The following is a 17,672-nucleotide window of genomic DNA, read 5'->3' as shown; positions in this document are numbered from 1 at the left end:
CGTACGACTTGGAGCGCGCTCCACCCCAAGGCGGCGGGGTAGGTTCTCGTGTTCGTGCGCACCTACTCCCGACTCTTCGTCGCGGGGTTCCGGCGCCAGTCGACCTATCGGCTGGCCGCACTGGGCGGGCTCCTCGCGAACACCACGTTCGGACTGCTCAAGGTCGCCGTTCTCTTCGCGGCCGTGCGCACCTCTGGGGGCGAGCTCGCGGGGTACGACGTCGCGACGATGAGCACCTACATCTGGATCTCCCAAGGGCTGCTGGGCTCGGTCAACCTCACCGGACGCACCGAGATGGCGGAGCGCATCCGCTCCGGCGACGTTGCCGTCGACTTCCTGCGCCCCGTCGACGTCCACCTGGCGAGCGTGACCACCGAGGTCGGTCGCTCGGTGTTCGCACTGATCCCCCGCGGCGTCCCGGCGGTCTTGATCGGTGCCCTCGTGGTCGGCATGGCGACCCCGGACCACCCAGCGGCGTACGCACTCGGAGGGCTGAGCCTCCTCCTCGGACTCGTCGTCTCGGCCACCACGGTCTACCTCGTCGCCGCCGCCGGGTTCTGGCTGGTCGAGACCCGCGGCGTCGCGATCCTCTACATGGTGGTCTCGGGCTTCCTCGCCGGACTCTTCGTCCCGATCGCGATGTTCCCCGGCTGGCTCCACGCGCTGGCGACGGCGACGCCCTTCCCGTCGATGATGATGTACCCGGTCGACATCCTCTCCGGTCGCGTGACCGGGGCGGACTCGCTGGGCCTGGCCGGCCTGCAGCTCTGCTGGCTCGCGCTCACCCTGGCGTTCGGGCAGGTCGCGACCCGGGCCGGGCGCCGCCGCCTGGAGGTGCAGGGTGGTTGACCTGGCGCCCTACCGGGCCGTGCTGGCCTCGCGGATGCGCTCCCAACGCAGCTATCGCGCGAACTTCCTGCTCGACCTCTCCAGCTCGGCGCTCGTCGGCGTCGTCGAGCTCGGCGAGGTGTGGGTCGTCTTCCGCTCGGTCGACACGCTCGGCGGCCTGGACTTCGCCGCGATCCTCCTGGTCTTCGGGCTCGCCGACCTGGCCTTCTCCCTCGCCGACCTGGCCTTCGGCCACTGCGACTCGCTGCCGACCTACCTGCGAGCGGGCACGCTCGACGTGTTCTACCTGCGACCGCAGCCGCTGCTGCTCCAGCTCGTCACCAGCGACATCTCGCTACGCCGCCTGGCCCGCGCGGCCGTCGGCCTGGCCGCCCTGGTGGCGGGTCTGGCGATCAACGACGTCGACTGGTCCGTGGCCTCGGCAGGCCTGCTCGGACTCGCCGCGGTCAGCGGCGTCGCGACGTTCGCGGCGATGTTCGTGTGGGCCGCGGGCGCGCAGTTCTACCTCGTCGACGGCGCCGAGGCGACCAACGCGTTCGTGTACGGCGGCCGGTACGCCGCCACGCAGCCCGCGGCGGTCTGGGACCGGCCGCTGAAGGCGATCTTCGGGTTCTTGTTCCCGATGGCGTTCACCGCGTACCTGCCGGTGGTCGCCCTGCTCGACCTGCCCGGACCGGAGTGGATGCCCGGCTGGCTGGGCTGGTGCGCCCCGGTGGCCGCGCTCTGGGCGTGGGCGCTCGCGCTGCTGACCTGGCGCGCGGGCGTGCGGCACTACCAAGGAGGCGGCGGATGAACAACCACACCGGCGGCGCGATCGTCGAGGCACGCGGCCTCGGGCGCGACTTCGGCGTCCGAGACGGCCTGCGCCGGCATACGGTCGTGGCCGTCGACGACCTGTCCTTCACGATCGCGCCCGGCGAGGCGGTCGGCTACATCGGCGCGAACGGCGCCGGGAAGTCCACCACGATCAAGATGCTCGCCGGCATCCTGGTGCCGACCAGGGGATCGATCACCACCTGCGGCCTGCGGCCCGTGCCGGACCGGCGGCGGCTGGCCCGTCAGCTCGGCGTGGTCTTCGGCCAGCGCTCGCAGCTGTGGTGGGACCTGCCGGTGCGCGAGTCGTTCCGGATCCTGGCGGCGATCCACTCGCTGTCGCCGAGCGCGGAGCGCGAGCGCACCGACGAGCTCGTCGAGCGACTGGAGCTCGGCGACTTCCTCGGCACCCCGGTGCGCCAGCTCTCCCTCGGCCAGCGGATGCGCGCGGAGGTCGCCGCCGCCCTGCTCCACTCCCCTCGCCTCGTGGTGCTCGACGAGCCGACGATCGGACTGGACGTGCTCTCCAAGCAGCGGCTCCGGGAGTTCCTCGTCGCCGAGCGCCGCATCCACGGCACCACGCTGCTGCTCACCACCCACGACATGGGTGACGTCGAGCGGCTCTGCGACCGGATCCTGCTCGTCGACCGCGGCTCGCTGGTCTTCGACGGCACGCTGGACGGGCTGTCCCGGACCGTCGGCGCCGAACGGGTCCTCGTCGTCGACCTGGCCACGCCGAGCGCCGACCTGCTCGACGTACCCCACACACGCCACCTCGACAGCGAGGGCTCCGGACTGCGCCAGCGCCTGGCCTTCGACCCCGACACCACGACTGCCGCCCGGGTGCTCGCCGCGGTGTCGGAACGTGCCGAGGTGCTCGACCTGGCGATCGAGGAACCGGACGTCGAGGACGTCGTGCGCCGGGTCTACGCCTCGCGGCGCTGAGGCGTGAGCAGCGCCACGCACTCCACGTGGTGGGTCATCGGGAACAGGTCGAACCCGCGCACCGAGCCCAGCTCGTAGCCCAGCTTGCGGAACGTCGCGACGTCGCGGCCCAGGGCGGCGGGGTCGCAGGCGACGTAGGCGATCGCTCGCGGGGAGCGGGCCACGACCTGCTCGACGACCTGGGCGCGGGCGCCCTCGCGGGGCGGGTCGAGCACCACGAGGTCGACCGAAGGCGCGACGGTGTCGTGGGCCAGCACCCGGTCGACCGGACCGCACTCGACCTGCACCCCGGGCAGGCCGGCGAGGTTGCTCCGGGCGTGCTTGCAGGCGGTGCGGTCGGCCTCGACCGCCAGCACCCGGCCCGTGGGGCCGACGGCGTCGGCGAGGAAGCGGGCGAACAGGCCCACTCCGGCGTAGAGGTCCAGCGCGGTCTCCCCGGCTCGGGGCCGCAGCAGGTCCAGCACGGTCTCGACCAGCACCCGAGGCGCCCCGGGATGGACCTGCCAGAAGCCGTCGGACTCCACGCTGAACAGGTGCTCGCCGTAGCGGGCTACGTCGACCCGCTCGCCCACCGCGGTCGACAGCGAGGCCGCGTGCCGGTCCAGCGTCGTGCCGGCCCGGCTGACCGCGCGGGCGTCGGTGCGGGTGATCAGGCAGTCCTCGATCGGCAGCACCTCGCGCGAGCGGTGCTTGCGGAGCCCGCGACGCCCCTGCGGACCCACCGCCCACTGGATCCGGGTGCGCCAGCGCAGACCCGCGTCGACCTCCGGTGAGCCACCTGGCACCGGCTCGACCTCCACGTGCACGTCGGTGCCGCCCAGCCGCACCAGCTGCTCGCGGACCACGGCCGCCTTCAGCGCCCGCTGCCGCGGGAGCGCCACGTGCTGGAAGTCGCAGCCGCCGCACAGCCCCGGCCCGGCGAACGGGCAGGGCGGTTCGACCCGGTCGGCGGAGGCCTCGAGCACCTCGACCGCGTCGCCACGCCAGAACCGGTCGCCCTCGGTCCCCTCGGTGATCTCGACGACCACTCGCTCGCCGGGGATCGCGTGCCGCACGAACACGACCCGTGGGTGGGACGAGGGTCCGTCGGTGGTGCCCTCGAGCCGGACGATGCAGTGCCCGCCGTGGGCGATCGGCCCGACGACGGCCTCGAACCGCTCTCCCACCCGCGAGTCGCCGCGGGCCTGGCGCTCGCGCGGCCTGCGGGTCACGACAGCGTCACTTCTGGAGTCACTTCTGGACCTGCCGGTCCGAGCTCGGGCGCTCGGCGACGTTGCCCAGGCGCAGCTCGCCCGGCCGCACCCACACGCCCTCGCGCTCCTCGCGCTCGCGGACCAGCTCCGAGGAACGCAGCTGGTAGGGCACCGAGGTGACCATGACGCCGGGCGCGAACAGCAGCCGGCCCTTGAGCCGCAGCGCGGTCTGGTTGTGCAGGAGCTGCTCCCACCAGCGGCCCACGACGTACTCCGGGATGTAGACGGCGACCACCCCGCGCGGGTTGGCGCGCCGGATCTCGGTGGCGTACTCGACGATCGGGCGGACCAGCTCGCGGTAGGGCGAGTGCAGGACCTTGAGGGGTACGCCGAGGTTGCGCTCGTCCCACTCCTCCAGCAGCCGGTTGGTGGCGTCGGGGTCGACGGAGACGTAGACGCCCTCGAGGAGGTTCGGGCGCGTGGCCTTCGCGAAGGCGAGCGCCCGCAGCGTCGGCTTGTGCAGCTTGGAGACCAGCACGATCGCGTGGACCCGGGTCGGAAGGACCTTGTCCTCCTCGTCGGCGGCGAGCTCGTCGGTGACGCTGTCGTAGTGGCGGCGGATCGACCGCATGATCACGAAGAAGATCATCATCGCGAGGATCGTGATCCAGGCGCCGGCGAGGAACTTGGTGATGAGCACGACGACGAGCACCACGGCGGTGAAGGTGAGCCCGACGGCGTTGATCGTGCGCGAGCGCACCATCCGCCGGCGCTCGGCTGGGTCCTTCTCGGTCTGCAGGTGCCGGGTCCAGTGCCGGATCATCCCGAGCTGGCTGAGGTTGAACGAGACGAACACACCGACGATGTAGAGCTGGATCAGCCGGGTGGTCTCGGCGTCGTAGATCTCGATCAGGATGATCGCCATCACCGCGAGGAACACGATGCCGTTGCTGTAGGCGAGCCGGTCGCCTCGCGAGCCGAGGGCTCGCGGGGCGTAGCCGTCCTTGGCCAGGATCGAGCCGAGCACCGGGAACCCGTTGAACGCGGTGTTGGCCGCCAGCACCAAGATGATGCCCGTCACCGTGATCACGAAGTAGAAGCCCGGGCGGAAGTCCGCGAACAGCGCGTCCGCGATCTGGGAGATCGCCGGGGGCTGGTCGTAGCCGGCGGGCAGCGCGTGGCCGTTGAGGGTCAGCCGGTGGAGGTCTTGGGGGTCGACCAGGCGAAGGCCCATCTGCTTGGCCAGCACGGTCACGCTGAGCATCATCGAGATCGCGATGGCACCCAGCAGCAGCAGCGTGGTCGCCGCGTTCTTGCTCTTGGGCCGGCGGAACGCCGGGACCCCGTTGGAGATGGCCTCGACACCGGTCAGCGCCGCACAGCCGGAGGAGAACGCCCGCGCGAGCAGGAAGAGCAGCGCGAACGTGTTCATGGAGTCGCCGTAGCCGCTCCGCGGCTCGATGTGGAGACGGGCGCTCTCGACGTGGGGCAGGTCACCGATCGCGAGCCGGAACAGCCCGAACGCACACATGCCGAGGATCGCGATCATGAACGCGTACGTCGGGACCGCGAAGAACGTGCCCGACTCGCGGATGCCGCGCAGGTTCATCGCCATCAGCACGATGACGAACAAGGTGGCGACCGTCGCCTCGTGGCCGACCAGGGGATGGAACGCCCCGGCGGCGTACTGCGCGCCCGACGAGATCGACACCGCGACCGTGAGGACGTAGTCGACGAGCAGCGCGCTCGCGACGGTCGCGCCGGCGCTCGCGCCGAGGTTGACCGAGGCGACCTCGTAGTCGCCGCCGCCGCTGGGGTAGGCGTGCACCGTCTGGCGGTAGGACGCGACCACGGCCGTCATCACCAGCGCGACCGCGATGCCGATCTTCCACGACCACACGTAGGCGGACGCGCTGGCCAGCGACAACATGATGAAGACCTCGTCCGGCGCGTACGCGACCGACGACAGCGCGTCGCTCGCGAACACCGGCAGCGCGATGCGCTTGGGCAGGAGCGTCTCGCCCAACTGGGAGCTACGCAGCTTGCGCCCCAGCAGGATCCGCTTCGATACGTCGCCGACACTCACGACGGGAAAGGCTAGCGGCAACGCGCCAGCGGGGCCGCTGATGGTGGTCGAGCGAGCCGCGCGACCGAGCTAGCGAGGTCGCGACCGGCGTGTCGAGACCCATTCAGGATCGAGTAACACCAGCCCCCCGTGCACCGGCTCTGACTCCTGTAGCGTGCACGTCGTGCACGTCGTGATCATGGGCTGTGGACGGGTCGGCTCGACGCTGGCCCGCAGTCTCGAAGACCGCAACCACACCGTCTCCGTGATCGACAGCGAGCCGGACGCGTTCCGCCGCCTCGGTCCCGGGTTCAACGGTGACAAGGTGACCGGCCAGGGGTTCGACCAGGAGGTCCTGGAGAAGGCCGGCATCCGCCGCGCCGACGCGTTCGCCGCGGTCTCCAGCGGTGACAACTCCAACATCATCGCCGCCCGGGTGGCGCGCGAGACGTTCGGCATCAACCAGGTCGTGGCCCGCATCTACGACCCCGGGCGCGCCGAGGTCTACCAGCGGCTCGGCATCACCACGGTCGCCACCGTGAAGTGGACCGCCGACCAGGTGCTCCGCCGGCTGCTCCCCGCCGGCGCCGAGCCCGACTTCCGCGACCCGTCGGGCACGATCCGTCTCGACCAGCTCCCGGCACCGGAGTCGTGGATCGGGCACCGCACGGTGCACTTCCAGGAGCAGGTCGGCTGCCGGATCGCCTGGATCGACCGGCTCGGCGAGGGCGTGCTGCCCACCCGGGAGAGCGTCATCCAGGAAGGCGACATCCTCCACGTCGCCATGCGCGAGGACAACGCCCCGCGCGCCTACCAGGTCATCGACAGCGGACCCGACGAAAGCTGAGTGAGTCATGCGAGTCGCCATCGCCGGAGCAGGCGCGGTCGGACGGTCGATCGCCCGCGAGCTGATCATGAACGGCCACGACATCCTGCTCATCGACAAGAACCCCGAGTCGATCAAGCCCGAGCGGGTCCCGGACGCCGAGTGGCTGCTGGCGGACTCCTGCGAGATGTCGTCCCTGGAGGAGGCCCGCCTCGACCAGTGCGACGTGGTGATCGCCGCGACCGGTGACGACAAGGCCAACCTGGTCACCTCGCTGCTCGCCAAGACCGAGTTCGGCGTCCCGCGGACGGTCGGTCGGGTCAACCACCCCAACAACGAGTGGCTGTTCACCGAGGCGTGGGGCGTGGACGTCAACGTCTCGACCCCGCGGATCATGTCCGCGCTGGTCGAGGAGGCGGTCACCGTGGGCGACCTGGTCCGGCTCTTCACGTTCCGCCAGGGCAACGCCAACCTCGTCGAGATGACGCTGCCCGCTGACTCGCCGTACGTCGGGAAGCCGTCGGGGCTGATCCCGTTCCCGGACAACTGCGCACTGGTCACGATCCTGCGCGACGGCCAGGTCTACGTGCCCGATGCCGAGCAGCCGGTCGAGGCCGGTGACGAGCTGCTGTTCGTGGTCTCCTCCGACATCGAGGACAACCTCGAGCGGATCCTCGCTCCCGGCGCCCACGGAGGCTGAGGTCTCCGTCCCGGACGTAGGTCGCGCGGCGCGGACCGGGCCCCCGCATCCGGCACGGCCCCTGAACGCGTCCGTCCTGGTCGCCTACGCGCTGTTCGTGCTGGTCGGACTGGGAGCCGGCGTGAACGGGGTCCTGCTGCTCGCCCAGATCGACGACTACGGCGTCGACCGGACCACGATCGGGGCCACGTTCTTCACCGGCTCCGCCGGGTTCGTGATCGCCGGTGCCATGGCGGGCCCGCTGGTCCACCGTTGGGGCTACCGCACGACGCTGATCGTCGCCTCGGTGGTCTACGTCGGCGCCGGCGCGTGTGTCGCCACCCGGCCCTCCTTCGTGGTGTTCGTGCTGCTCCAGCTCGGCGTCGGCTACGCGACGGGGCTGCTGGAGTCGGTGCTCAACGCCTACCTCGCCGAGCTGCCGCGCGCGGCGACGCTGCTCAACCGGCTGCACGCGTTCTTCGGCGTCGGGGCGCTCCTGGGGCCACTCGTGGCCGCGGCGATGCTCACCGTGACGTCCTGGCCGGTCGTCGTGCTGGTGCTCGCGGCGGTCGCGATCCCCATGGCGGTCGCGGTCCGCACCACCTACCCCCCGCGCCTCCTCCCGCGCGACGCCGGGCCGGACGACCCCACCGAGCACGGTGGCGCCGGTCTCGTGCGGGCGGCGGTGGCCCAGCCGGCGATCCTGCTCGCGGCGACGATGCTCACCCTGTACGTCGGGCTCGAGCTCGGCGTCGGCAACTGGGCGTTCGGTTACCTGGTCGAGGCGCGCGACCTCTCTGACCTGCAGGCCGGCTACGCCGTCAGCGGGTACTGGCTGGGCCTCACGCTCGGCCGGTTCCTGATCAGCCCGGCCGCGGCCCGGCGCGGCCTGACCCCGGTCGGCACCACCTACCTCTGCCTGGTCGGGATCTGCCTGACGACCGCCCTGACCTGGGCGGCGCCGTACGCCGTCGCGGGCGCCGGTGGCCTCGCCCTGCTCGGCTTCTTCCTGGGGCCGATCTTCCCCACCACGATGGCGGTCCTGCCGCAGCTGACGTCGGCGCGCCTGGTGCCGACCGCGGTCGGCGTCGTCAACGCGGGGTCCGTGGTCGGCGGCGCGGCACTGCCCTGGCTGACAGGGCTGGTCGGTGAGGTGGCCGGCGCCTGGACGCTGCTGCCGATCGCCCTCGCGCTCGGGCTGCTGCAGCTCGTCGTCTGGTGGCGCACGGCGGCGCACGTGCGCCGCCCGCTCACGCCTGGCTGACCGGGCCGACCGGGGTCTTGTTGCGGGTCAGCACCCACGCCATCGCGCCGAGGGCGGCAAGCTGGAGCGGCCAGCCCATCCCGATCTTGAGGATGCCCAGCGCGGCCACCGCGGAGTCGGGGTCGATCGAGCCGGACTTGCCGGCGAACCAGATCGGGGCCTGGACGACCACCCGGACCAGGCACGGGATCGCGAGCAGCCAGGTGAGCCTGGTGCACAGCCGCACGATCTGGCGGTCCTCGTGCCACGCGGTCGGGTCGCCGGTCACGCTGCCGACCATGAAGCCCACGAGCGGCCAGCCGATCAGGCAGGTCAGCGCCAGCACCAGCGTGTAGCCGGTGTTGTAGATCAGCCCGGGCAGGAAGTAGGCGAGCGCCTGGTCGTCGGCGCTGCCGCCCTGGCGGGCCGAGATCGTCACGAACACCCAGCCGATGCCGATCCCGAACAGGGCGTTGAGGCAGAACTGCACGGTCGTGCGCTGCACGAGACGGGCCACGAGCAGCACCACGGCCACGGCGATGCTCGAGGCCAGCGCGAGCTTCAGCTCCTTGGTGGAGAGCCACAGCACGGTGAAGATGATCGTCGGTACGGCGGCCTCGACCATGCCGCGGCGGCCACCGAGGGCGCGCGAGATCTGCGCCCGCACCACGGCTTCCACGGTGTCGACGCTCGGGGGCACGTGCGCCGGCGGCTCGCTCACGGGATCAGCTCGTAGCGCGGGTTGTAGATGATCCGGTGGCCGTCGTGGCGTCCGATCCGGCCGCGGACCTCCAGCGACCGGCCCGGCACGATGCCGCCGATACGGCGCCGGCCCAGCCAGATCACCGTGAGCGTGCCGGTGCCGTCGTACAGCTCGGCCTCGAGCGCGGGCACCCCGCCCCGCGGGCGCAGGGTCACCGTGCGCAGGGTGCCGCGCAGCCGCACCTGCTCGCGGTCGGGCGCCTCGCCGATGCGGTCGAAGCTGTCGGCGCCGTAGGTGCGGCGCATGTCGCGAGCATGCTGGTCACCGGCGTCCGCCCACTTGCTGATGCTGCGCCGCAGCCTGCTCCGCTCGCCCATGACCCGAGCCTAGGCGTTGGGACGCTCGACGAGCTGGTCGCGCGGCGGCATCGTCAGCGGCAGCACCGCGCCGACCGGCATCGCCTGCGCACCCCGGCGGACCACCACCTGCTCGATGGCGTCCTCCCACAGGCCGGCGGCCTCCGGGTCGTGGGCGGGGCGCCCGAGCAGGGTCGCCCGCAGCATCCACCGCGGCCCGTTGATGCCGATGACCCGCGAGGGCTGGGTGCCGGTGCGGCCGTCCTGGGTGCGGACCGTGAGCTGGCAGAAGAGCTCCGTGCCGAAACGGCCCTCGCGCTCGGTGGCCGTGCCGCCCCGCTGGGCGTAGTCGGCCGCCAGTCGCGGGCGGATCTCGCCCCAGAGGTCGCCGCCGCGCGGCGCCGCGAACGCACGCAGCTCGACCGCTCCGTCGGGACCGGCGAGCACGACCGCCTGCACCGCCTCCTCGTCCTCGTCCACCTGGAGCCGCAGCTCGAGTCCTTCGGCGGGCGTGATGAGCATCGAGCCGAGGTCGACCCGGAGGACCTCGTCGCCCGACGGCAGGTCGTCGATGTCGAACGGGCCGACCGACACGACGCCGTTCCCGGCGTCGTCGGCCGGGACGCCGGCCTCGGCGTCGGTCTCGGCGGACTTGCGACGGAACTTCACGAACTCTCCTCGATCAGGGACGGGCCGGTCAGGGGTGGGCAGGTCACGACACGGTCAGGACGGACCGAAGCCACCGGTAGAACCGTAGCCCCCGTCGCCACGGACCGATCCGGGGAGTTCCCCCACCTCGCTGAACAGCGCGCGCTCCACCCGCTGCACGACCAGCTGCGCGATCCGGTCGCCGCGCCGCAGCTCGATCGGCTCGCGCGGGTCGTGATTGACGAGCATCACCTTGATCTCGCCCCGGTAGCCCGCGTCGATCGTGCCCGGGGTGTTGACGATCGAGAGCCCGTGACGCGCGGCGAGGCCCGAGCGCGGGTGCACGAACGCGGCGTACCCCTCGGGCAGCGCGATCGCGATCCCCGTCGGGACCATCGCGCGCTCCCCCGGCGCCAGCGTCACGTCGACGGTCGTGAGCAGGTCGGCCCCGGCGTCGCCGGGATGGGCGTACGACGGCAGCGGGAGGTCCGGGTCGAGGCGCTGCACCAGGATGTGGAGGTCGTCGGTGGTCACGTCGCCGGACCCTACCGGCCGGTCCGGCGCCCGGGATGGAAGGATTCCGCCCGTGACCCTCACCCCGGCCTACCGCGAGCGCCTCGGCGTCCCGCTGCGCTGGTGGGTCCAGGGCACGATGCTCGTCGCGACGTTCTGGCTGGCCGTCGTGGTCGCCCTTCCCGCGCTGGCGGCCTGGCTGGTCACCGCGGTGATGGTGGCGATGCTGGTCTCGGCGCTCTGGTCCTACGGCGCCCCGCGACTGGTGGTGGCCGACGGTGCCTTCCGCGCGGGACGCGCGCACATCGACGCCGGGTTCCTCGGCACCGCGACCGCGCTCGACGCCGACGAGACCCGGCGGGCCGCCGGGGTGGACGCGGACGCACGGGCCTACCTGCTGCTGCGGCCCTACCTCAAGCGCGCGGTGAAGGTCGAGATCAGCGACCCGGCCGACCCCACGCCGTACTGGCTGGTGTGCACGCGCCACCCCGAGGAGCTGGTGCGTGCGCTCACCGCGCTGACGCACGCGCCCTGAGCCTCGACCCACGCTGTGCCGACGCGGAACCGGGCGAGTCGAGCTGCCCGGGCCTGGGTACTGTTCGGCCATGGCATCTGGAGGATCCAAGGTCTGGACCGTCTTCTCGCTCGTGTCCGCGCTCGGCGCGGCCGCCCTGGCCAAGAAGGCGATCGACAAGTCGTGGACGATCGCGACCGGCAAGAAGCCCCCGGAGAACCCCGCCGACCCCGACGTCGACATCCGTGAGGCGGTCGCGTGGGCGATCGCGAGCGGTACGGCGGTCGGGCTGGCGCGCATGGTCGCGCAGCGCCGCGCGGCGTCCTACTACGCCCGCTCCACCGGGCACCTGCCCCCCGACCTGCGCAAGGACGACCAGCAGGCCTGATCGGCCCGAGACGCGCGAAGGCCGCGACCCCCGGAGGGATCGCGGCCTTCGTCGATCGTGCTGGGTGTCGCGGCTCGCTCAGGCGCAGTCGCGGCAGATCATCTTCTTGGGATCGGCCAGCTGGCTGCGGTGGTGGACCAGGAAGCAGCTCATGCAGGTGAACTCGTCGTCCTGCTTGGGCTTCACCTCGACCGCGAGCTCCTCGTGCGACAGGTCTGCGCCGGGCAGCTCGAAGGACTCAGCGGCCTCCGCCTCGTCCTCGTCGACCTTGCCCGAGTTCTTGTCGTGGCGCCGCGCCTTGAGCTCTTCGATGCTCTCCTCGGACTGCTCGTCCTCGTTCTTGCGCGGTGCGTCGTAATCAGTCGCCATCCGTCACTCACTCCCCTGGAACCTGCTGCCCCACGTCTTGAACGTCGCGTGCCGTTCCGGCACGGTCGGCGCGGCAGATTGTGCACCATCAGGGCCTGATGTCGCACACCGCCTCCACGTCGCGGGGCATGAACATCGGGTGACGGGCACCTATTCCCGCGCAATCCCCCGCGTCGCAGGCCTCAATCGGCCGTGAACCCCGATTCCTGAACAGCGGCCACGAACTCGTCGAATCCGTGTGTCGGAGCGCACACGACCAGGTCGGTGCCACCCACTCCGGTCAGGTGGTCGATCCGTGCCCCCGCGAGCTCGGCGATCAGCCCACCGGCCGCGTGGTCCCACAGGCTCACGCCCTCCTCGACGTAGGCGTCGAGGGCGCCCTCCGCGACATGGCACAGGTCCAGCGCGCACGACCCGAGGCGGCGTACGTCGCGGACCCGGGTGATCAGCCGGACCAGCGCCGTGGCCTGCAGGCCACGGATGCGGGCGTCGTAGTTGAAGCCGGTGCCGACCAGCCGCAGGTGCAACGGGGTCGGCTCTCGCACGCTGATCGGTACGCCGTCGCGGCTGGCCCGAGCCGGGGCGCCCCCACGCTCGGGGCCGTCGGCGCGGTGGCCGACGTACTCGACCCGGCTCGCGACGTTGAGCACCACGCCCGCGACGACCTGGCCGTCCCGCTCGGCCGCGATCGAGATCGCGTACTGCGGCAGGTCGTAGAGGAAGTTCACCGTGCCGTCGATGGGGTCGACGATCCAGCGGATGCCGCTGCGGCTCGCCACGTCGTCGCCCTCCTCACCGAGGATGCCGTCATCGGGCCGGCGCTCCGCGAGCAGCCCGCGGATCAGCTGCTCGCTCGCGCGGTCGGCCTCGGTGACGATGTCGACGTCGCTGGACTTGGTGGCGGCCACCGTCACGCCGGCCGCCCGCCGGCCCCGGACCAGCTCGGCGGCCGCCCGCGCGACCTCGAGGGCGAGGTCGGCCAGGGCGGCGTTGGACGGCTCGATCTCCGCCCCGAAGGGCCGGCTCACGAGTCGGCGCCCGCGAGCGCGGGGCGATCGGCACGGGCGTTCGGGCAGCAGCCCGCGGGGCAGCGGTCCCAGCACGCCGGCCACCGGCCCACCGACGCCCGCACCACGTCCTCGCCACGCTCGACGGCGGCCCGCTCGAGCAGCAGGTCGCGGACCGTCGCCACGAACCTCGGGTCGACGCCCGCGGTCGCGGCGCGCATCGCCGGGAGCCCGAGCTCGGCCGCGGTGGCCATCGCTTCGGTGTCGAGGTCGTAGACGACCTCCATGTGGTCGGACACGAACCCGATGGGCACCATCACGACGCCGGGCACTCCCCCCGCGTGGAGCCGGCGGAGGTGGTCGTTGACGTCGGGCTCGAGCCACGGGATGTGCGGCGCGCCGGACCGCGAGCAGTAGACCAGCTCGTGTGCGTGCCGCCGGCCGGTCTCCTGGCGGATCCGCTCGACGAGCTCCTCGACCACGCTGAGGTGCTGGTCGACGTACGCGCCGCCCTCGGGGCCACTGCCGTCGTTCATCGTCAGCGGCACCGAGTGGGTGACGAAGACCAGGTGGGCGCCCTCACGGACGTCCTCGGGCAGCTCGGCGAGCGCGGCGAGGGTCGCGTCGACCATCGGCTCCACGAAGCCGGGGTGGTTGAAGTAGTGGCGCAGCTTGTCGAGCACCGGGGCCCCGGGCACCTCGGCGACGGCGTCGAAGAGGTTCTCGCGGTACTGGCGGCAGCTGGAGTACGACGAGTAGGCGCTCGTCACGAAGCAGGCAGCCCGGGTCACCCCGTCGGCGGCCATCTGCCGCAGCGTGTCGGCGAGGAACGGGTCCCAGTTCCGGTTGCCCCAGTAGACCGGGAGGTCGATCCCCGCGCCGGCCAGGTCCTCGCGCAGCGCAGCGAGGAACGCACGGTTCTGGTCGTTGATCGGGGACTTCCCGCCGAAGCCGTAGTAGTGCTGCCCGACCTCCTCGAGCCGCTCGCGCGGGATGCCGCGGCCGCGGGTGACGTTCTCGAGGAACGGCACCACGTCGTCGGGGCCTTCGGGTCCGCCGAACGACACCAGCAAGACGGCGTCGTAGGGGCTGGGATCGGGGGTCATGGGTTCATCGTAGGGAGCCGTCGATAACGATTCGTGGCCGGTGCGTCCGCGGCAATACGCTCATCGCGATGCTCACGTCCTATCGCCGGATCCTGGCTCAGCCCGGCGCTCTCCGCTTCTCGCTGGCCGGTCTCTTCGCCCGGCTCCCGATCTCGATGGTCGGACTGGGCATCGTGCTGCTCGTCTCCGCGGCCAGCGGCAAGTACGGCGTCGCCGGGGCCGTGTCGGCGGCGTACATGCTGGCCAACGCCGGCTTCGCGATCCTCCAGGGCCGGCTGCTCGACAAGGTCGGCCAGGGTCGCGTGCTCAGCGTCGCGAGCGTCGGCTTCGGCGTCGCGATCGCGCTGCTCGTGGTCTCGGTGCAGGCGGACTGGCCGATCGGCACGTCGTACGTGTTCGCGGCCCTCGGCGGCGCCTTCCTGCCCCAGGTGGGCTCGAGCGTGCGGGCGCGCTGGTCGCACGTGCTGGCTCGGCCCGCCGACGTGCAGACGGCGTTCGCGCTCGAAGCGGTGCTCGACGAGGCGGTGTTCATCGTCGGCCCGATCCTCGTCACGCTGCTCGCGACCGCGTGGCACCCGGTCGCCGGCCTCGTGGTCGGCGTGGTCGCCTGCGTCGCGGGGACCCTGGCGTTCACGTCTCAGCACGCGACCGAGCCGCCGCCCCATCCGCGATCCGCCACCTCGGGGCCCCGGCCGGCGATGCCGTGGGCCACCGTGATCGCGCTGGCGATCGTGTGCGCTGCCCTCGGCGTGCTGTTCGGGGCCGCCGAGGTGACGACCGTGGCGTTCGCCGACGAGCACGGCCACAAGTCGTGGTCGGGCGGCCTGCTGGCCCTGTGGGCGCTGGGCAGCCTCACCGCCGGTGTCCTCACCGGCGCCGTCCACTGGCGGCGCGGGCCCGCCGTACGCGTGCGGTGGGGTGCGGTCGCGATGGCCGGCGCGATGGTGCCGCTCTATTTCGTGGACGCGATCTGGCTGATGGGACTGGTGCTGTTCGTCGCCGGGTTCGCGATCGCCCCGACGATGATCGCCTCGATGTCGCTCACCGAGGCCACTGTGCCGCCCGGCCGGCTCACCGAGGGCATGGCGATCATGCAGACCGGCCTGGTCGCGGGCGTCGCGCCCGGGGCCACGCTGAGCGGGCTCGTGGTCGATCACCAGGGCGCCTCCGCGGCGTACCTCGTCTCGGTCGCCGCTGGCCTGGTCGCCGCGGTGGCGGCGCAGGCACTGCCGCGGGAGCGCCATGCCGAGGTCCCGGCAGCCACTAGCATCGCGCCGTGAACGAGTGGAGCAACTGGGCGGGGATCGAGTCGGCGCAGCCGGCCAGGGTCGAGGAGCCGGCTGACACGTCGGCGATCGTGGCCGCGGTCGAGCGGGCGCGGTCTGAGGGCACGACGCTGAAGATGGTCGGCACCGGCCACAGCTTCACGGCGATCTCCGCACCCGAGCACACCATGCTGCGGCCGACCCGGCTGGGCGGGATCCTCGCGGTCGACCGCGACGCGATGACCGTGACCGCGCTGGCCGGCACCCAGCTCAAGGAGCTCAACCGGCAGCTCGAGGCGCTGGGGCTGAGCCTGCACAACATGGGCGACATCGCCGAGCAGACGCTCGCCGGCGCCACGTCGACGGGCACCCACGGCACCGGCGGCGTCGCCGCGTCGCTGTCGGCACAGGTCTGCGGTCTCACGCTCGTCACCGGCACCGGGGAGGTGCTCACCGCCAACGAGACCGAGAACCCCGAGCTGTTGGACCTGGCCCGGGTCGGCCTGGGCGCTCTCGGCGTGCTCACGACGCTCACGTTCCGCGTCGAGCCGCTGTTCGTGCTCGAGGCGACCGAGACGCCGATGAGCTGGGACGAGGCGCTGGGTGGGTTCGACCAGCGGATCGCGGAGCACCACCACGTCGACATGTACTGGTTCCCCCACACCGACCGGATGCTCACCAAGACCAACGACCGCCTCGACGTCTCGCCGGAGGAGACGGAGCCGTTGTCACGGCTGCGCTACTGGTGGGACGACGAGTTCCTCTCCAACCACCTCTTCGGCGCGCTGAACCACCTGACCAACCGGGCGCCCGCGATCATCCCGAGGTTCAACCAGGTCTCCAGCCGTCTGCTCTCCGCGCGCACCTACAGCGACGTCGCCCACCGGGTGTTCATCTCGCCCCGCGGCGTGGTGTTCCGCGAGATGGAGTACGCCGTCCCGCGCGAGGCGGGTCTCGCCGCGCTGCGCGAGTGCCGCGCGGCGATCGACGCCTCGGGCCTGCGGATCACGTTCCCCGTCGAGATCCGGGTGACCCCGGCCGACGACATCGCGCTGTCGACCTCCACCGGCCGTGACTCGGTCTACCTGGCGTTCCACACGCACCGCGACGTGGACCACCTGGCCTACTTCGCGCTGCTCGAGCCGATCCTGCGCGCCCACGACGGCCGCCCCCACTGGGGCAAGGTCCACACCCGGACGGCCGCCGACCTGGGCCCGGCGTACCCCCGGTTCGAGGAGTTCCTCGCCCTGCGCGACAAGCTCGACCCCGACCGGGTGTTCGCCAACCCCTACCTGCGTCGGGTCCTGGGCGACTGACGGCGGCGGATCGGCCGGGCCGCCAGCTCTCGCGGGACGTCATGCGGATGGAGCAACCGCTTGCTCCAGCTGAATGACGTCCCGCGATCGGCACCGGTCGGGACGGACAATCCAGCACCGGGAGGCCGCCGACCCACCCCGAGCACGAGCTTCGTCGGCCGGCCGACGAATCTGGCCGCCGCCCGCCCGACCTCAGACCGACGCGGACCCGGTCGCGATCGGGGCCTGCCAGTGCCGCCAGATGGCCAGCAGCCGCCAGACCGTGCAGAGCCCGGCGCCGGTGACGACGACCACCCCGAGTGGCAGGTCGAGGTGGGTGCCCGCGACGACGACGACCGCGCCCGCGAGCGCCGGCGTAGCGTAGATCTCCCCGCGGAAGACCGCGGGCACGCGGCCCGCGAGGAGGTCGCGGACCATGCCGCCCCCGATGCCGGTCACCATCCCCATCAGCGCGGCCGGCGCCGGACCGAGGCCGTAGTCCATCGCCTTGAGCGCGCCGGTGACGCAGAACAGACCCAGCCCGAAGGCGTCGAACACGTTGACGGTGCGCTCCACCCGGCCCAGCACGGGGTGGTAGAAGAACGCCAGCGTCCCGGACACCACCGGCACCACGAGGTAGCGCCAGTCCTCCAGGGCGGCAGGCGGAGTCGCGTCGATCAGCACGTCGCGCAGGAAGCCGCCACCCAGGCCGGTCGTACCGGCCAGGACCAGGACGCCGAACACGTCGAGCCCCTTGCGGACGGCGACCAGTGCTCCGGTGATCGCGAAGACGAAGATGCCCACGAGGTCGAGGACGACCAGGGTGGTGGAGGGTTCGGTCGATGGCACCTCTGGACACTAATGGTCACCTCCGGGGCACGCCGTGGTGCTCCCG

Annotated in this window: 20 protein-coding genes; 10 read left to right on the top strand and 10 right to left on the bottom strand. The window is 72.1% G+C overall.

Annotated elements, in window-relative coordinates; all coding sequences use genetic code 11:
• The first annotated feature begins 54 nt into the window (after positions 1 to 54).
• The 3 genes from AC3ANS_RS09070 to AC3ANS_RS09060 are packed head-to-tail and all read left to right on the top strand — an operon-like array spanning position 55 to position 2,607.
• Positions 55 to 849: an ABC transporter permease gene (locus AC3ANS_RS09070; protein WP_488295833.1), complete on the top strand. Its 795-nt coding sequence runs from the start codon at positions 55 to 57 to the stop codon at positions 847 to 849.
• Positions 842 to 1,642: an ABC transporter permease gene (locus AC3ANS_RS09065; protein WP_488295832.1), complete on the top strand. Its 801-nt coding sequence runs from the start codon at positions 842 to 844 to the stop codon at positions 1,640 to 1,642. Before AC3ANS_RS09070 ends, AC3ANS_RS09065 begins: the two co-directional genes overlap by 8 nt.
• Positions 1,639 to 2,607: an ABC transporter ATP-binding protein gene (locus AC3ANS_RS09060; protein ID WP_488295831.1), complete on the top strand. Its 969-nt coding sequence runs from the start codon at positions 1,639 to 1,641 to the stop codon at positions 2,605 to 2,607. Before AC3ANS_RS09065 ends, AC3ANS_RS09060 begins: the two co-directional genes overlap by 4 nt.
• Here the strand turns inward: AC3ANS_RS09060 and AC3ANS_RS09055 are convergent.
• On the bottom strand, positions 2,589 to 3,818 hold the full coding sequence (locus tag AC3ANS_RS09055) for a class I SAM-dependent RNA methyltransferase (protein ID WP_488295830.1): 1,230 nt from the start codon (positions 3,816 to 3,818) through the stop codon (positions 2,589 to 2,591). The two genes, AC3ANS_RS09060 and AC3ANS_RS09055, sit on opposite strands and share 19 nt — an antisense overlap.
• A gap of 19 nt (positions 3,819 to 3,837) precedes the next feature.
• Positions 3,838 to 5,886 carry an APC family permease gene (locus AC3ANS_RS09050; RefSeq protein ID WP_488295829.1) on the bottom strand — a complete coding sequence of 683 codons (2,049 nt, stop codon included), beginning with the start codon at positions 5,884 to 5,886 and terminating at the stop codon, positions 3,838 to 3,840.
• A 163-nt stretch (positions 5,887 to 6,049) separates the two neighbouring features.
• On the opposite strand from AC3ANS_RS09050, the gene AC3ANS_RS09045 reads away from it, so the two are divergent.
• The 3 genes from AC3ANS_RS09045 (at position 6,050) to AC3ANS_RS09035 (ending at position 8,634) form a co-directional block, all read left to right on the top strand.
• Positions 6,050 to 6,712 carry a potassium channel family protein gene (locus tag AC3ANS_RS09045; RefSeq protein ID WP_488295828.1) on the top strand — a complete coding sequence of 221 codons (663 nt, stop codon included), beginning with the start codon at positions 6,050 to 6,052 and terminating at the stop codon, positions 6,710 to 6,712.
• A 7-nt stretch (positions 6,713 to 6,719) separates the two neighbouring features.
• Positions 6,720 to 7,391 carry a potassium channel family protein gene (locus AC3ANS_RS09040; protein ID WP_488295827.1) on the top strand — a complete coding sequence of 224 codons (672 nt, stop codon included), beginning with the start codon at positions 6,720 to 6,722 and terminating at the stop codon, positions 7,389 to 7,391.
• A 97-nt stretch (positions 7,392 to 7,488) separates the two neighbouring features.
• Positions 7,489 to 8,634 (top strand): MFS transporter, encoded by a 1,146-nt coding sequence (locus AC3ANS_RS09035; protein WP_488295826.1) that lies wholly within the window; start codon positions 7,489 to 7,491, stop codon positions 8,632 to 8,634.
• Here the strand turns inward: AC3ANS_RS09035 and AC3ANS_RS09030 are convergent.
• From AC3ANS_RS09030 to dut, 4 genes are read right to left on the bottom strand one after another with little or no spacing between them, the layout of a single operon-like run.
• Positions 8,621 to 9,334 (bottom strand): DUF3159 domain-containing protein, encoded by a 714-nt coding sequence (locus tag AC3ANS_RS09030; protein ID WP_488295825.1) that lies wholly within the window; start codon positions 9,332 to 9,334, stop codon positions 8,621 to 8,623. The genes AC3ANS_RS09035 and AC3ANS_RS09030 overlap by 14 nt on opposite strands.
• Complete coding sequence (locus tag AC3ANS_RS09025; RefSeq protein WP_488295824.1) at positions 9,331 to 9,693, bottom strand: OB-fold nucleic acid binding domain-containing protein; 363 nt, start codon at positions 9,691 to 9,693, stop codon at positions 9,331 to 9,333. The genes AC3ANS_RS09030 and AC3ANS_RS09025 overlap by 4 nt, the downstream gene beginning before the upstream one ends.
• Before the next feature lie 9 nt (positions 9,694 to 9,702).
• On the bottom strand, positions 9,703 to 10,341 hold the full coding sequence (locus AC3ANS_RS09020; protein ID WP_488295823.1) for a DUF3710 domain-containing protein: 639 nt from the start codon (positions 10,339 to 10,341) through the stop codon (positions 9,703 to 9,705).
• A 54-nt stretch (positions 10,342 to 10,395) separates the two neighbouring features.
• Positions 10,396 to 10,854, bottom strand: a complete 459-nt coding sequence (dut, locus tag AC3ANS_RS09015; RefSeq protein WP_488295822.1) for a dUTP diphosphatase — start codon at positions 10,852 to 10,854, stop codon at positions 10,396 to 10,398.
• Positions 10,855 to 10,906: 52 nt separating this feature from the next.
• Here dut and AC3ANS_RS09010 point away from each other — a divergent pair, with 52 nt between their 5' ends.
• Together AC3ANS_RS09010 and AC3ANS_RS09005 are read left to right on the top strand one after the other, a co-directional pair.
• Entirely contained in the window at positions 10,907 to 11,368 is a 462-nt protein-coding gene (locus AC3ANS_RS09010; RefSeq protein ID WP_488295821.1) for a DUF3093 domain-containing protein, read from the top strand.
• A 70-nt stretch (positions 11,369 to 11,438) separates the two neighbouring features.
• Positions 11,439 to 11,735, top strand: a complete 297-nt coding sequence (locus tag AC3ANS_RS09005) for a DUF4235 domain-containing protein (protein WP_488295820.1) — start codon at positions 11,439 to 11,441, stop codon at positions 11,733 to 11,735.
• 78 nt (positions 11,736 to 11,813) lie between these two features.
• Here AC3ANS_RS09005 and AC3ANS_RS09000 read toward each other — a convergent pair whose 3' ends face one another.
• From AC3ANS_RS09000 to AC3ANS_RS08990, 3 genes are all read right to left on the bottom strand, one after another.
• Entirely contained in the window at positions 11,814 to 12,104 is a 291-nt protein-coding gene (locus tag AC3ANS_RS09000) for a DUF4193 domain-containing protein (protein ID WP_011756350.1), read from the bottom strand.
• A 182-nt stretch (positions 12,105 to 12,286) separates the two neighbouring features.
• Positions 12,287 to 13,132, bottom strand: coding sequence for an inositol monophosphatase family protein (locus AC3ANS_RS08995; protein ID WP_488295819.1), 846 nt, complete (start codon positions 13,130 to 13,132; stop codon positions 12,287 to 12,289).
• Positions 13,129 to 14,217 (bottom strand): ferrochelatase, encoded by a 1,089-nt coding sequence (locus tag AC3ANS_RS08990; protein ID WP_488295818.1) that lies wholly within the window; start codon positions 14,215 to 14,217, stop codon positions 13,129 to 13,131. The genes AC3ANS_RS08995 and AC3ANS_RS08990 overlap by 4 nt, the downstream gene beginning before the upstream one ends.
• Positions 14,218 to 14,285: 68 nt before the next feature.
• Here AC3ANS_RS08990 and AC3ANS_RS08985 point away from each other — a divergent pair, with 68 nt between their 5' ends.
• Both AC3ANS_RS08985 and AC3ANS_RS08980 read left to right on the top strand, forming a co-directional pair.
• A complete protein-coding gene (locus tag AC3ANS_RS08985; RefSeq protein ID WP_488295817.1) occupies positions 14,286 to 15,497 on the top strand; it encodes an MFS transporter in 1,212 nt (403 codons plus the stop codon).
• Positions 15,494 to 16,798: a D-arabinono-1,4-lactone oxidase gene (locus AC3ANS_RS08980; RefSeq protein WP_488295816.1), complete on the top strand. Its 1,305-nt coding sequence runs from the start codon at positions 15,494 to 15,496 to the stop codon at positions 16,796 to 16,798. The genes AC3ANS_RS08985 and AC3ANS_RS08980 overlap by 4 nt, the downstream gene beginning before the upstream one ends.
• A gap of 192 nt (positions 16,799 to 16,990) precedes the next feature.
• On the opposite strand, the gene AC3ANS_RS08975 is transcribed toward AC3ANS_RS08980, so the two are convergent.
• On the bottom strand, positions 16,991 to 17,626 hold the full coding sequence (locus AC3ANS_RS08975; RefSeq protein ID WP_488295815.1) for a trimeric intracellular cation channel family protein: 636 nt from the start codon (positions 17,624 to 17,626) through the stop codon (positions 16,991 to 16,993).
• Positions 17,627 to 17,672 lie beyond the last annotated feature (46 nt).

The sequence above is a fragment of the Nocardia sp. 149-1B genome (genome assembly GCF_057747975.1).
The sequence above is the reverse complement of the archived record's forward strand: the minus strand, read 5'-3'. Positions and strand labels throughout refer to the sequence as shown.